16 protein-coding genes are annotated in these 13,569 nt (G+C 28.0%); 10 read left to right on the top strand and 6 right to left on the bottom strand.

Translation table 11 applies throughout. From position 1 onward, the window contains the following. Positions 1 to 157 precede the first annotated feature (157 nt). Positions 158 to 844 (bottom strand): MurR/RpiR family transcriptional regulator, encoded by a 687-nt coding sequence (locus tag LJD32_RS09010; protein ID WP_032090969.1) that lies wholly within the window; start codon positions 842 to 844, stop codon positions 158 to 160. Between the two features lie 52 nt (positions 845 to 896). Between LJD32_RS09010 and LJD32_RS09005 the strand changes: the two genes are divergently transcribed. From LJD32_RS09005 to LJD32_RS08980, 6 genes are all read left to right on the top strand, one after another. Then, positions 897 to 1,508, top strand: a complete 612-nt coding sequence (locus LJD32_RS09005) for a hypothetical protein (protein ID WP_032090968.1) — start codon at positions 897 to 899, stop codon at positions 1,506 to 1,508. A 31-nt stretch (positions 1,509 to 1,539) separates the two neighbouring features. Beyond that, positions 1,540 to 2,817 carry a PTS sugar transporter subunit IIC gene (locus LJD32_RS09000; RefSeq protein ID WP_175301407.1) on the top strand — a complete coding sequence of 426 codons (1,278 nt, stop codon included), beginning with the start codon at positions 1,540 to 1,542 and terminating at the stop codon, positions 2,815 to 2,817. A 90-nt stretch (positions 2,818 to 2,907) separates the two neighbouring features. Beyond that, positions 2,908 to 3,756 (top strand): bifunctional methylenetetrahydrofolate dehydrogenase/methenyltetrahydrofolate cyclohydrolase FolD, encoded by an 849-nt coding sequence (gene folD / locus LJD32_RS08995; RefSeq protein WP_227392211.1) that lies wholly within the window; start codon positions 2,908 to 2,910, stop codon positions 3,754 to 3,756. 2 nt (positions 3,757 to 3,758) lie between these two features. Next, complete coding sequence (locus tag LJD32_RS08990; protein ID WP_022002571.1) at positions 3,759 to 3,947, top strand: DUF951 domain-containing protein; 189 nt, start codon at positions 3,759 to 3,761, stop codon at positions 3,945 to 3,947. A gap of 112 nt (positions 3,948 to 4,059) precedes the next feature. Continuing rightward, a complete protein-coding gene (locus LJD32_RS08985) occupies positions 4,060 to 4,200 on the top strand; it encodes a hypothetical protein (RefSeq protein WP_227392210.1) in 141 nt (46 codons plus the stop codon). Further along, complete coding sequence (locus tag LJD32_RS08980; RefSeq protein WP_227392213.1) at positions 4,196 to 4,609, top strand: GNAT family N-acetyltransferase; 414 nt, start codon at positions 4,196 to 4,198, stop codon at positions 4,607 to 4,609. Before LJD32_RS08985 ends, LJD32_RS08980 begins: the two co-directional genes overlap by 5 nt. A 41-nt stretch (positions 4,610 to 4,650) precedes the next feature. Here the strand turns inward: LJD32_RS08980 and LJD32_RS08975 are convergent, their stop codons facing one another. Beyond that, positions 4,651 to 5,433 carry an HAD family hydrolase gene (locus LJD32_RS08975; protein WP_227392209.1) on the bottom strand — a complete coding sequence of 261 codons (783 nt, stop codon included), beginning with the start codon at positions 5,431 to 5,433 and terminating at the stop codon, positions 4,651 to 4,653. A gap of 111 nt (positions 5,434 to 5,544) precedes the next feature. Here LJD32_RS08975 and LJD32_RS08970 point away from each other — a divergent pair, with 111 nt between their 5' ends. Then, complete coding sequence (locus LJD32_RS08970) at positions 5,545 to 6,978, top strand: LTA synthase family protein (protein WP_227392208.1); 1,434 nt, start codon at positions 5,545 to 5,547, stop codon at positions 6,976 to 6,978. 201 nt (positions 6,979 to 7,179) lie between these two features. Here LJD32_RS08970 and LJD32_RS08965 read toward each other — a convergent pair whose 3' ends face one another. Next, on the bottom strand, positions 7,180 to 7,650 hold the full coding sequence (locus LJD32_RS08965) for a phosphatase PAP2 family protein (RefSeq protein WP_022002576.1): 471 nt from the start codon (positions 7,648 to 7,650) through the stop codon (positions 7,180 to 7,182). Further along, positions 7,650 to 7,874: a Smr/MutS family protein gene (locus LJD32_RS08960; RefSeq protein WP_032090959.1), complete on the bottom strand. Its 225-nt coding sequence runs from the start codon at positions 7,872 to 7,874 to the stop codon at positions 7,650 to 7,652. Before LJD32_RS08960 ends, LJD32_RS08965 begins: the two co-directional genes overlap by 1 nt. Before the next feature lie 120 nt (positions 7,875 to 7,994). Between LJD32_RS08960 and ychF the strand changes: the two genes are divergently transcribed. The 3 genes from ychF (at position 7,995) to LJD32_RS08945 (ending at position 11,461) form a co-directional block, all read left to right on the top strand. After that, positions 7,995 to 9,095: a redox-regulated ATPase YchF gene (gene ychF, locus LJD32_RS08955; RefSeq protein WP_022002578.1), complete on the top strand. Its 1,101-nt coding sequence runs from the start codon at positions 7,995 to 7,997 to the stop codon at positions 9,093 to 9,095. Next, the gene (gene srtB / locus LJD32_RS08950) at positions 9,095 to 9,850 is read left to right on the top strand and encodes a class B sortase (RefSeq protein ID WP_052011008.1); all 756 of its coding nucleotides are present in this window, start codon (positions 9,095 to 9,097) and stop codon (positions 9,848 to 9,850) included. Before ychF ends, srtB begins: the two co-directional genes overlap by 1 nt. Positions 9,851 to 9,946: 96 nt before the next feature. Beyond that, the gene (locus LJD32_RS08945) at positions 9,947 to 11,461 is read left to right on the top strand and encodes an LCP family protein (protein ID WP_227392207.1); all 1,515 of its coding nucleotides are present in this window, start codon (positions 9,947 to 9,949) and stop codon (positions 11,459 to 11,461) included. Positions 11,462 to 11,474: 13 nt separating this feature from the next. On the opposite strand, the gene LJD32_RS08940 is transcribed toward LJD32_RS08945, so the two are convergent. Both LJD32_RS08940 and LJD32_RS08935 read right to left on the bottom strand, forming a co-directional pair. Next, positions 11,475 to 12,734, bottom strand: coding sequence for a sensor histidine kinase (locus LJD32_RS08940; RefSeq protein WP_227392206.1), 1,260 nt, complete (start codon positions 12,732 to 12,734; stop codon positions 11,475 to 11,477). Positions 12,735 to 12,737: 3 nt separating this feature from the next. Beyond that, positions 12,738 to 13,454 carry a LytR/AlgR family response regulator transcription factor gene (locus LJD32_RS08935; protein ID WP_032090956.1) on the bottom strand — a complete coding sequence of 239 codons (717 nt, stop codon included), beginning with the start codon at positions 13,452 to 13,454 and terminating at the stop codon, positions 12,738 to 12,740. Between the last annotated feature and the right edge of the window lie 115 nt (positions 13,455 to 13,569).

Here is a 13,569-nt window from a genome sequence, read left to right as displayed (position 1 = left end):
ATTATTAGAAGTCCATCCCCCTAAAGTTGTCCCCTAAAGTAGACCCCCAAAGTTGGGACCCCTAAATTATTTGAATAGCCAAGAAAAACATGTTTCAAAAATGGAAACATGTTTTTTTGTCTTGTCAAATTATTTTAATTGAAGACATGAAAGTATATTATTTTTTCGAGGACAAAAAAGAATAGAGAAGAGATTCAAAAATAATGAGAACTTGTCCAAAGAAAGCGTTTGGAACAAGATTATCATGATAAAAAGGATTATAGTGACCGATGATAATAGGTAAAGTGGAATACTGACTTATTTTTGATTTTTCATTACCTGTGAAAGTAATGATATCAATATGATTGTTTTTAGCTGTTTCAACGACTTCTTCAAGTCTTGTTGTAATTCCTGAATTGGAGATGACAATGAGAAAGGTTGAGTCTTGAAAACTAACATCCAACATTTCCATATGAACAACACTCATGGTACAAAAGCCATTAAGAGTTAATCTTTGTGAAATGTAATCAGCAATTGGAGCTGAAAATCCCATACCAAAAACAACGATTTTACTATTTTTATGTTTATTTAATAATTGAATAAAATGAGGTAAATAGTTTTCGTATTTTTGAGCAGGAGCATTATTATGAGTGTTGCTAGATAGATGATAAATCATATCACTATAACCACTAAATTCTAATTTATTACATAAACGATAGATGGCAGAAGTTGATGTAAAATTATCTTTTGCCATTTGTCTAATGGTAATATTTTTCAATTGTTTTTGATTTTTCTTAATATATTCCAATAAAGAGACTTCTAATTCATTTAAATCAAATTTATCTTTTAAATGATCAATATTCATAAGTTTCACCTCACAATAATTATGTCATAGAAAAAATAAAGGAGCAAGAAAAATGGCAAAAGCAATGTACGACCCTTGGTCAAAAATCGTTACAAAAAATGGCTATGCAGGAGATGAGGTTATTTCTGCTTTGCAAAAATCAATTAGACGTGCCAAAGAAGAAGATGCATGTATGTTTGCTTATGAAATGTATATTTCTTCACCACAATTATTAGAAAAAATGTGGAGACGTTTACTTACAATTTCAGTAGAAGATATTGGAATGGGAGACCCAATGGCTGCAGTTCTAGTCAATAATCTCTATCAAATGTCTAAAAACTTTGAATATGCAGATGGTGATCAACCAATGTATTTCATTCATGCAATTCGTTATTTATGTAGCTGTCAAAAAGATCGTTCAAGCGATTTATTAAAAAATATTTGTATTAAATCATTTGCGATGGGTAAATTCCCAGAAATTCCTGATGTTGCTTTAGATAAGCATACAGTAAGAGGAAAAGCAATGGGACGTGATTCTTTCCATTTCTTACATGAAGCAAGTAAAGTTATTCCACAAATGGAAGTAGATAATGATTATAAAGAACGTTATGCAAAAATTTTAGAAGAATACGATCCAGAAAATGTCGTAGATACAGCCTTTACATTTAATGGTTGGCAATTTTAATAGATAAATTATATTTTGAGGGGAATATAGAATGATAGAAAAATTAGAGAAGGTATTAGAGCCTGTTGCAAATAAGCTCGCACAACAGAGACACCTACAAGCAATTTCATCAGGAATGATGATGCCACTTGGATTAATCGTTATAGGATCATTATTTTTGATTGTTGCGAATCCACCAATTAATTTAGATTTAGTCGATTTACATACAGGAAACATCTTTTTAAAAGCTTTAATAGGTTGGAAACAATTTGCGGTTGCTAACTATGATGTACTTACATTACCATATAATTACACAATGGGATTGGTTGGCTTAATTTCTGCTTTTGGTATTGCTTATTGTTTAGCAGAAAGCTATCAAATGAAATCAGCTGTTTATGGAATTATTGCTATGTGTACTTTCTTAATGGTGTCAGCACCATTAAAAGATGGTGGTATTTCAACAAGTTATTTAGGAGCTGATGGATTATTTGTTGCCATTATTATTGCATTAGTTTCTGTGGAAATTTCGCGTTTTGTAAGTCAAAAACTTGTTATTTCCTTTCCAGGAAGTGTACCAAGTGCAGTTACTGATTTTGTAAATAGTTTGTTGCCACTTGCTGCAAACATTATTATTATATACGGTTTAAATGTTGCTTTGATGGCAGCTACAGGTAAAAACTTACCAAATTTTATTATGTCTATTTTAACACCAGCTATTTCAGGTGTAGATAATATTTGGATGTTTATGGGAATTTATTTATTTTCAAATATTTTATGGTTATTTGGAATTAATGGTTCTTCTATTGTTTTTCCAATTGTTTTTGCTTTATGTATCGCAAATACCGGAGTGAATGCTGAACTTGTTAATGCAGGAAAAGCACCAACAGCTATAATTAACTTACAAATGTTTAGATATGTATTGATAGGTGGGGCAGGAAATACATTAGGACTTGTTTTATTAATGTGTAAATCAAAATCAAAACATATTCGTTCAATCGGACGTTTAAGTGTATTGCCTGGTATATGTGGAATTAATGAACCAATTATTTTTGGAACACCAATCGTTCTAAATCCGATTTTATCAATTCCGTTTCTAATCATGCCATGTCTTTCGGCAGGTCTTGGTTATCTTGTTCAAAGTATGGGACTTGTTTCATTAGGTTATATTGTCGATCCATCATTTACACCATTCTTTGCACAAGGGTTCTTATCAGCATTGGATATTAGAAATGTTATTTTCATGTTCGTATTGATTGCTATTTCTGTGGTTGTGTACTATCCATTCTTTAAAGTATATGAAAAAAATACTTTAGAACATGAAGGTGAATAATGATGAGGTATAGGCTTAGGCTTATACCTTTTTTATTGAATTTACCTGTTTCTTCCTATATAATCATAGATAATATGAGGGGGACATATTATGATTATTAGTGGAAAAGAGATTTCAACAAAGATCAAGGATCAATTAAAAGAAGAAATTGAACAAATGAAAAATAAATATGATCGTTTACCAAAACTTGCGGTTATTTTAGTAGGGGAAAATCAAGCAAGTCAAGTATACGTTAGAAATAAAGAAAGAGGATGTTCTTATGTAGGAATGGATTCTTTAAAAATTACACATGATGCAACTTTTAGTGAAGAAGAACTTTTAAACGAAATCAAACAATTAAATGAAAACGAAACAGTTGATGGAATTTTAGTACAATTACCTTTACCAGATCATATTAATGAAGATAAAGTTTTAGAATCCATTGATCCATCAAAAGATGTAGATGGTTTTCATCCAGAAAATGTGGCTAAGTTATTTTTAGGACAAAGAAGTTTAGTACCATGTACACCTAAAGGAATGATGGTTTTATTAGATGAAATCAACTATGATTTAACAGGAAAAGAAGTTGTTGTTGTGGGAAGAAGTAACATTGTAGGAAAACCAGTAGCGCTTTTATGCTTACAAAAAAACGCTACTGTAACAATCGCTCATAGTAAAACAAAAAATTTAAAAGAAGTTTGTCAAAGAGCAGATGTTTTAATTGCAGCTGTTGGTCGTGCTAAAATGATCAATAGTGACTATGTTAAAGAAGGCGCTGTTGTTTTAGATGTTGGTATTAATCGTGATGAAAATAATAAACTTTGTGGAGATGTTGACTTTGAAGATGTGAAAGATAAAGTTTATGCAATTACTCCTGTTCCAGGAGGAATTGGACCAATGACGATTACAATGTTATTACAAAATACTTTAGAAGCATTTTATCATCATCAAGGAGAATAATTATGGATTATCAATTAAATGATATTGTAGAAATGAAGAAACAACATCCATGTAAAAAATCAAATCAATGGAAGATTGTAAGAATGGGTGCTGATATTAAAATTAAATGTTTAGGATGTAATGCCATTGTTATGTTTTCTAGACGTGATTTTGAAAAACGTTTAAAAAAAGTTGTAGAACATGTAGAGTAGTATTTATGAAATTTCATAAATACTCTTTTTTTTAGGAAGATTAAGAGCTTGATGATATAGTCATTTTTATTTAATAATTTGAATGATAAAAAGGAAAGGGGAAGAACTTGAAATGCTTCTTTTGAAAGAGAAAATAGAAATAATTAAATATGAACCAAAATATAAACAACAAGTACAAAATGTATGTATTTTTCAATCAACATCTAGATATAAAGATGATAATGCTAAAAAGGCAACATTAGCTTTATATTGATAAAGAAATATGCTTAATACTTAAAAATGATTTAGATGAGGTGTGTGGTTATATTTTATGTGCCAAGGATTTAAAGGTTTATGAAAAAAATGCATATCCTTATTATTTGACTTTAAAAGAATTAGATGAAGTAAAGGCAGAAAGATTTCCTAATGCTAATCGTGAACTAGAACGTTTTTATCCTGAATATCCAGCACATATTCATATTGATATATTAGAAGAATATACAGGTAATGGTGTGTGTTCAAAGTTAATGCAAGCTTTATTTGAAGTTTTAAAAGAAGAAAAAGTACCTGGGATATGTGTTTTAGTTGATACAAATAATAAACGTGCGGTTAGATTTTATGAAAAAATGGGATTTAAGGCATTTGAAGAAAATTCAGGCATTATGTTATGTAAGTTAGATTAATATAATAAATGAAAAAACCTGCCAAGCAGGCTTTTTTAATCTTAGATAAGATCAAGTTTTTCTAAAGCATAAGCAATACCATCATCTTCAATATCTTTTGTCACAAAATAAGCAATATCTTTCATAGCTTGTACACCATTAGCCATAACAATAGAATGTTTAACATAACGTAACATACTTTCATCATTGAAAGAATCTCCAAAGACATAACAATGCTCTAAATCGCTTTTAAAATCATCCGCAACAGTTTGAATACCTGTAGCTTTTGAGTGATTCTTTGGTACGATTTCCCACATTTCTTCACTACGTTCAATAATATCAAAATCTTGAGAAATATTATCTCTAAAGGCTTGGATATCATGATCAAACCAAATAGTAAATTTATCAAAGGAAAGATTTGGATCTTCACTTGTTGAAACATTGAAACCATTATTTGTATATCTTTCTTGAATTCCTTGAACAAAAGAATTTTTAATATGAGTATTAAAATAAACATGATCTTTTGATTCTAAAACAGCATCAATTTCATATTTTTTTATAAGAGATGCAATTTCTTTACATCTTTCTTTAGATAATTGATGATGATAGATTACTTGGTCATGATAAGTGATGTATGTTCCACATCCACAAATATAACCATCAGGGTTTAAATCATGAATCTCTTGATCGATTGTAGAAATAGGTCGACCTGTATTAATAAAAATGAGATGTCCATTTTCTTTAGCTTTTTTTAAAGCTTCTTTAGCACTTTGAGGAACAGTATGAGTCTTTTCACTCAATAATGTACCATCAATATCAAAAAATAATAATTTTCTATCTTTCATTTTTTTACTCCTTCGTAAGTATTATAACGAATAATCGAAAAAAAGGGTATTTTGTTTCTCGCTCTTTATAAAAAATTATGATAGAATGAACCAATAAAAAGGAATGATGATATGAGTTTAATAATAATTTTATTTATTGTAATGTTAGTAATCTTTAGTATTTTATGGGGAAATCGTACTTTTTCAGTAAAAACCTTAAATCAAATGATTTATCACATGGTGGTTCCATGTGATGGAACAGACGAAGGTATTTTTAAAGATTGGTTTTTAAATTGTGCACCACCAGCTTTTTTAACAACTTTAATAGGAGTATTTTTATTATATAAAACACCACTTGTTTTTTTATTTGATTACCAAGGTATTTGTATTACTATTTTAATTCTTGGAACATTGCTTTACGCCTTAATTAATTATCAAATTATTACGTATGTTTTTGATATGGTTAGAACATCTAAACTTTATGAAGAACATTATGTGGATCCTCAAAATGTTGAATTAGAATTTAAAGAAAAAAGAAATTTAATTCATATTTATTTAGAATCTGTAGAAAATACGTATCTTTCTAAAGAAGATGGCGGACAAGAAGAAAATAATTATATTAAAGAATTAGGTGAGCTAGCAAAAGAAAATATTAATTTTTCACATTCGAATAAAATAGGGGGTTCTTATACTATTGAAGGAACACAATGGACTATTGCTTCAATGGTTGCACAAGAAGCGGGAATTCCACTTTTATTTCCACTTTCTAAAGATAAATATAATGAAAATTCTTCATTTTTATCAGGATGTTATACATTGGGTGAAATATTAGAAAAACAAGGTTATCAAAATCGAATTTTAATGGGATCAGATGCTAACTTTGGTTGTACCTCTAATTTTTATAAACAACATGGAAATTTTAAAATAGAAGATACAACTTCTTTAAAGAAAGAAGGAAGACTTCCTCAAGATTATCATGTTTTTTGGGGATTTGAAGATAAAAAAGTCTTTGAATTCGCGAAAGAAGATTTAACAGAAATGGCTAAAAGTAATCAACCATTTTGTATGGAACTGGTGACAATTGATACTCATACACCAGATGGATATATTTGTGACGAGTGTAAACATGAATATGATAGTCAATACGCTAATGTTATTAGTTGTCAATCAAGACAAGTGGAAACTTTTGTAAGATGGTGTCAAAAACAAGAATGGTATGAAAATACAACAATTGTTATTACGGGTGATCATAAAAGTATGTCTGAAAAATTCTTTAAGCACTTAGATAAAAACTATTTACGTACTCCTTATAATTGTTTTATTAATAGTGCAATTGAACCTCTTCAACCTAAAAATAGAAAATTTGCTATCTTTGATTTTTATCCAACAATTCTTGCGAGTCTAGGAGTCAAGATTAAAGGTGAACATCTAGGATTAGGAACAAACTTATTTAGTGATGAAAAAACACTTTTAGAAAAATATGGGGTAAAGAAAATTAATAGTGAAGTCGCTAAATATTCTCAATTTTATCGTAAAATATTAATTAATAAACAAAAGAACGTGTAGGTGCACGTTCTTTTAAGATTGAAAATGTTTTTTCATTTCTTCTTTTTCTATACTAGATAAATCTAATAGGTCCATTGCTTTATCTAATGGTATTGCCATTTTTTCCAGTTAATTTTTCCTCCTATTATATAGACAATTTTTTGATCTTTTTCTTTTTATTTTTTAAAAAAAGTAAAAAAAAATAACGAAATAAAAATTTCGTTATATCAAATAAATGATCAATGCAATTAAAAAACCACAAAGAACATCACTTATAAAATGAACAGCACAAATGATTCTTGATAGCCCTACAATACATGCAATAATTAAAGCAATGATTCCTAAATGAATATTAATATTCAATAAGGCAAATGCAATCGCAAAAGCACTTACTGTATGACGACTAGGAAAAGATTCTCCTGTTTTATGACCTACAAGTGGTTCAATATTAAATGTCATACAAGGACGTGGACGATTATAGAGTTTTCTAATAAGTGTTACAATCAAAAAAGAACTTAATGGTTTAATGATTGTCAATAATAGCTTTGATGAATGATTAATAAATAATATGAGAAGTGTTAAAGCATAAAGTGCGGCTGTAAGATAAGGGGTTATTTTAGCTATTACAACGCATATTTTGTCTAAATGATGTTGACGGATGTAATTGAGATTGTTTTGATAAAATTTTTCCATTATTTTAAGATAAAGACTGTTTCTCCTTTATTAAGTGTCAGTATTTTTCTTTCAATTCTTGGATGTGAATATTTTTTTCTAACATAATTTAAAAGAATAGAAGAAGAATATCCATGAACAATTGTCACTTCTTTAACAAGAATTGAAGTTCCTTTTAAAAAATGATCTAGTTTTACTTTAGCTTCACTTTGACTACATCCGTGCAAATCTATTGTTGATAACATCCAATCACCTCTTTGCTATTATAAAATAAATTTAAATGAAAAAAAATGACAAAACGAAAATATTGCTTTTATGGGTATTTTTCATTACAATAAAGAGGTAAAAAAAGAGGAGTGAAAAAGATGGCATTAACAGCAGGTATTGTAGGATTACCAAATGTTGGTAAGTCAACATTATTTAACGCAATTACAAATGCACAAGTAGAAGCAGCAAACTATCCGTTTGCGACAATTGATCCAAATGTAGGTGTCGTAGAAGTACCAGACTATCGTTTAGATAAATTAACAGAAATGATTGAACCTAAAAAGACAGTTCCAACAACTTTTGAATTTACGGATATTGCAGGTCTTGTAAGAGGTGCAAGTAGAGGAGAAGGATTAGGTAATAAATTTTTAGGAAATATCAGAGAAACGGATGCAATTTGTGAGGTTGTAAGATGTTTTAGAGATAAGGATGTAACACATGTTGATGGTGATGTAGATCCTATTAGAGATATTGAAACAATTAATTTAGAATTGATCATGGCCGATTTAGAAACAGTTGAAAAACGTATTGGACGTTTAGAAAAGAAAGCTAAATCAGGTGATAAAGAAGCTAAAGCTGAAATGAGTGTTTTAGAAAAATTAAAACCAACATTAGAAGCAAATAAACCAGCAAGAAGTATTGAATTTGATAAAGAAGAAATGTTAATTGTCAAACAATATACTTTACTTACAATGAAACCATTAATCTATGTAGCTAACTTAGGTGAAGAAGATTTAGAAGATCCAATGCAAAATCCATATTATGTTCAAGTTTTAGAATTTGCGAAAGAAGAAGGTAGCGACGTTGTTCCTATTTGTGCAAAAATTGAAGCTGAATTAGTAGGAATGGATAAAGAAGAAAAAGCTATGTTTATGCAAGATTTAGGTATTGAAGAAAGTGGTCTTGATAAATTAATTAAAGAAGCTTATAGCTTATTAGGTCTTAGAACATATTTTACAGCTGGAGTACAAGAAGTAAGAGCATGGACATTTAAAGAAGGAATGACAGCTCCAGAAATGGCGGGTATCATTCATAGTGATTTCCAAAGAGGTTTTATTAAAGCAGAAACATATAGTTTTGATGATTTAGTGAAATATGGTAGTGAACATGCTTTAAAAGAAGCTGGAAAAATTAGACAAGAAGGTAAACAATATGTAGGTCAAGATGGAGACATCATGTTGTTTAAATTTAATGTATAATGAAAAAAGCAATTAGATATATCTTATTAACTGTCTGTGTTTGTGTATTTTGTTACTCAGCATATAATTTAATTAATATTTATTTGAATTATAAAAAAATAGATGATGATTATGGAGAATTAGCTAAAACTTATACGGAAGAAAAAGAAGAAAAGGAAAGCTATTTACAAATTAATTGGGATGAGCTTTTACAAAGAAATAAAGATGTGAAAGCGTGGATTCAAATTCCAAATACAAATGTGAATTATCCTGTTTTACAAGGTGAAACGAATGACACTTATATTCATAGTGATATAGATCATAATGAATTAAGTGCAGGTAGTATTTTTATCGCAAGTGAAAATGAAGATCCATTTAATGATTTTAATACGGTTATTTATGGTCATAATATGAAAAATGGTTCAATGTTTAATAATATTAAATCCTATACGGATCAAAGCTTTGCGGATGAACATCCTTATGTTTATATTTATTTACCTGATGGTACAGTAAGTCAATATAAAGTGGTTGTAGGACATATTATTTCAGAATCAAGTGTTTTATATAGTACACAAATTGTTGATACAGCTTCATTTGTACAAGAAATGGTAAAGACATCTTCTATTAAAGTAGATTTTGATCAATCTCAAGTACAATCGGTAATTACTTTATCTACTTGTACTTCTGCAGGAAGTGAAAGTGGTAAAAGAAATGTAGTACATGCGATTTTACAAAGAAAAGGGATTGATCCTGTAAAAGAAAAAATGGAAAACTAGAGAAATCTAGTTTTTTTGTTGTTAATTGTAAATGAGCTTGAATTGAATAAGTATGTCTGATGTGCTAAAATATTTGCATGTTAAGAGGGTGTTTTAATGGTTAAAAAAAAGAAAAGAAGTTTTATGTCTAAGTTGTTTTCTAGACGTATTTTATTATTAATACAATTTATCGTTTCTATCATTTTTTTAGGATGTATTTATATATTAAAGATGTTACCAATGAAATATTATTTGATTTTATGTGGTATTATTTTTTTGTTATGGATGTTAAGTTCATTGCTTATTAAATCAGGTATTAAAAAGAAAAAGCGAGAAAATAAATATGCTAGATTGATTTTTGGAAAGCTATTATCTTTAATACTTAGCATTGCTTTAGGATTTGTTTCGGTAATGGCTTTTAAAGGAAATAATTTTTTATCTAATATTACAGGTTCTTTTACACAAACAAGAGTTATTTGTATGTATGTAAAAAAAGAGAGTGCTATTAAAAGTTTAAGTGATGTAAAAGGTAATACAGAAATTGGAATTGCTAGTGAAAAAGGCTCAAAGAATATTACATCAGCAATTGCTAAAATAGAAAATAAAGCAAATAAAGATTTTCAAACAAAAGATTATAAAGATTATTCTTTATTAGGAGATGCTATCATGGATGAAGACATTGATGTTATTGTTGCTGATAATGCTTATATGGCTTTATTAGAAGCAAATCATGAAGGCATTGATGAAAATCTAAAGAGTTTATATAAAGTAGAAATTCAAGAAAAATTAAATTCTGTGACACAAGAAACAAATGTGACTAAAAATCCATTTATTGTTTATATGACAGGAATAGATACTTATGGGACAGTTTCAGCAATTTCAAGAGCTGATGTTAATCTTGCTGTCTGTGTTTCCCCAATTCAAAAACAAATATTAATTGTATCTATTCCTAGAGATACACAAATTACCTTGCATAAAAATGGAAAAATGGATAAATTAACGCATTCAGCTATGTATGGTATTAACGAGACAATTTCTTCTATAGAAGATTTCTTGGATTTAAAAGTGAATTATTATGCTAAGACAAACTTTAGTGGAATTACTAATATCATTGATGCTTTAGGTGGAGTAACAATTGATTCACCTTATGAATTTACAACATTACATGGTCACTATCATATTAATAAAGGAATTAATCAAATGGATGGAGATAAAGCTTTATGTTTTGTAAGAGAAAGATATGCTTTACCAAGTGGTGATTTTGATCGAGGAAGAAACCAACAAAGATTACTTAAAGCCATGATCAATAAAGCTGTTTCTCCTAAAATCATTACAAACTATTCAAATATTTTACAAGCAGTAGAAGGATGTTTTGAAACTAATATGTCATCTGAAGATATAAAATCACTTGTTCAAACGCAATTAGATGATATGTCTAAATGGAAAATGTACAATGTTCAACTTACGGGAGATCCAGAAATTTCATATAAAACATATTCTATGAAGGGTAAAAAATGTTATACAATGAAACCTAATAAAAAATCTTTGAACGGTATTATTAATGTTATTAATAAAATTGAAGATGGTAAAAGAATTACTGATCAAGATGTAAAAGGATTACAAGGTGCTTAACCTGTAATCCTTTTTAAATGACAACTCTTAATTTAAAATGGTGTTGATGAGTAGAAAATTGACAATTTCCATGGAGCTTTTCAACTGTATAAGCAATACTTTGAGTTCCAAAGCCATGATCTTTTTCTTTAGATATAGGAATACCATCTATAAAAATAGGTTCATTTAAGTAATTATTTTCAATCGAAATAAGTAGCTTACCACATTTTTCTTGCATATTTAATTCTATAAAACGTTCATTTTCTAATGGCATAACAGCTTTAAAAGCATTTTCTAAACCATTAGATAGAATAGAAGTTAAATCGATATCACTAATAGACAATTGTTGAGGAATATCTAAATGATAATGAAAATCAATATTTTTATCTTTCATTCTATTTTCATAAGATGTCATAATCATATTAACAGTATCATTTAAACAATATTTCTTTCTTACAGTTTGATCGATGGCATCAAATAAAGTATGAATATATTCGATAGCATGTTCATTTTGATTATTTTCAAGATCGTTTAGTATATTGTTTAAAAAATGACGCATATCATGTCTCATTAAAATAACCTTTTTTTCATTTTCTTCCATCAGTTTCATTTCTTTTTTTGATTGTGCTTGTTTCATATAAATAAGCTTATTGGTCGTTTCTATTTTTTGCTTTTCTTCATATTGTTTAAAATAAACGGTACAGAATACAAAATAACAGATACATAAAAGAAATGGTGTAAATTCTACAGTTGTTTTATTTCCAATATAAAGAAGCTTTGTATAAACGGTAGAAAGATAATCAAATATATAATAGAAAATTGGAATGATACCAAAAGAAATAAGTTCACGTGATTGTTTTTTTAATAATTGAGAAATAGGTAAATAAACAAATTTAATAATGAAAACAAAAGAAATAATGAGTGTTAAAGAATAGGTTATATTATCTATATTCTTAATAAAAGAGGAAACAAAGATTGTTGTCCAGTTACTTATTTGACAACATAAATAAGCACTTGTTATAGCAATTAAACTTGGAAATAATCGTTTTTTGAAAATTAAAACAAAAAATAATAAAAGTGGTAAATGGGTAATAAAAGGATATAAAGAAATAACAGCCGATAAATCTTTAGTAAAATAGAAAATACCTTGTAATACTAAATCAATATAAAAGAATAGAAAAAGACAAATGACATTCTTTTTATTGATTCTAATATCTAGAAATAGTGCAGAAACAAAGATACCGAATAATAAAGTTAAAGTATAACGAATAGATTCTAAAATAGTATAAATCATATGTTAATCACCTTCTTTAAACATATATTCAAAATAAGCTTCTTTAAAAGATTTAGCATAACTTCTTGCGATGGGAACTTTCTTGTGTGTTTTTGTTTCAATTTCTATAGAATTAAAATGATCAATAGCAGGCATATGAACTAAGTAACTTCGATGACATTTATAAAATGCATCATTTGTAGTTAATTCATTACTACAATGAACAAAAGTATCTAAAACTTCTAGACATTCACCATCATTTAAACAAAATAAAACTTTTTTATTTTGTGCTTCAACACATTCAATCAAATGATAATAAATTTTACGATATCCTTTATCTGTTTTAACAATAATAGATTCAGGTTCATAATGAAATGCTTGTTTACAATCATTTAAAAGAGAGCATAGTTTTTCATAAGTTGTAGGTTTTAAAAGATATCCACTTGCTTTAACATCATAAGATTCTAAGGCAAATTCAGGAGAAGAGGTTAAAAAAATAATTTTAACGACAGAATCATTTTTTCTAATTTCATGAGCTGTTTCCATACCATTTAATAAAGGCATTATAATATCTAATAAGATAACTTCGATATGACTTTTTTGATAACTATTAATTAAAGCATCCCCATGATTAAAAAGATAAATAGAAACATCTTCATGATGTTCCTTTCCCCATTTTTCTATCATTTCTTTAACTTGATTCATATATAAAAGATCATCATCACATATTGCTATATTCATATACATCACCTAATACTATTTTATCAAAATAAAAACACTTCTTATATACATTTCACACCCTAAAAACGACATTTCGCGCCAATTATAAAAAATAACAATTAAAAAAAGTAAAATA

This window comes from Faecalibacillus sp. TM498 (assembly GCF_020589955.1).
GTDB classification, from domain to species: Bacteria; Bacillota_I; Bacilli_A; order Erysipelotrichales; family Coprobacillaceae; genus Faecalibacillus; species Faecalibacillus intestinalis.
Note: the sequence above shows the minus strand (reverse complement) of the source record. Positions and strands in the feature narration are given on the sequence as shown.

Excerpts from the sequence above, each read along its gene's own strand:
- LJD32_RS09010 (WP_032090969.1), bottom strand. The coding sequence starts at position 844 with ATGAATATTGATCATTTAAAAGATAAATTTGATTTAAATGAATTAGAA.
- LJD32_RS09005 (WP_032090968.1), top strand. The coding sequence starts at position 897 with ATGGCAAAAGCAATGTACGACCCTTGGTCAAAAATCGTTACAAAAAAT.
- LJD32_RS09000 (WP_175301407.1), top strand. The coding sequence starts at position 1,540 with ATGATAGAAAAATTAGAGAAGGTATTAGAGCCTGTTGCAAATAAGCTC.
- folD (WP_227392211.1), top strand. The coding sequence starts at position 2,908 with ATGATTATTAGTGGAAAAGAGATTTCAACAAAGATCAAGGATCAATTA.
- LJD32_RS08990 (WP_022002571.1), top strand. The coding sequence starts at position 3,759 with ATGGATTATCAATTAAATGATATTGTAGAAATGAAGAAACAACATCCA.
- LJD32_RS08985 (WP_227392210.1), top strand. The coding sequence starts at position 4,060 with ATGCTTCTTTTGAAAGAGAAAATAGAAATAATTAAATATGAACCAAAA.
- LJD32_RS08975 (WP_227392209.1), bottom strand. The coding sequence starts at position 5,433 with ATGAAAGATAGAAAATTATTATTTTTTGATATTGATGGTACATTATTG.
- LJD32_RS08970 (WP_227392208.1), top strand. The coding sequence starts at position 5,545 with ATGAGTTTAATAATAATTTTATTTATTGTAATGTTAGTAATCTTTAGT.
- LJD32_RS08965 (WP_022002576.1), bottom strand. The coding sequence starts at position 7,650 with ATGGAAAAATTTTATCAAAACAATCTCAATTACATCCGTCAACATCAT.
- LJD32_RS08960 (WP_032090959.1), bottom strand. The coding sequence starts at position 7,874 with ATGTTATCAACAATAGATTTGCACGGATGTAGTCAAAGTGAAGCTAAA.
- ychF (WP_022002578.1), top strand. The coding sequence starts at position 7,995 with ATGGCATTAACAGCAGGTATTGTAGGATTACCAAATGTTGGTAAGTCA.
- srtB (WP_052011008.1), top strand. The coding sequence starts at position 9,095 with ATGAAAAAAGCAATTAGATATATCTTATTAACTGTCTGTGTTTGTGTA.
- LJD32_RS08945 (WP_227392207.1), top strand. The coding sequence starts at position 9,947 with ATGGTTAAAAAAAAGAAAAGAAGTTTTATGTCTAAGTTGTTTTCTAGA.
- LJD32_RS08940 (WP_227392206.1), bottom strand. The coding sequence starts at position 12,734 with ATGATTTATACTATTTTAGAATCTATTCGTTATACTTTAACTTTATTA.
- LJD32_RS08935 (WP_032090956.1), bottom strand. The coding sequence starts at position 13,454 with ATGAATATAGCAATATGTGATGATGATCTTTTATATATGAATCAAGTT.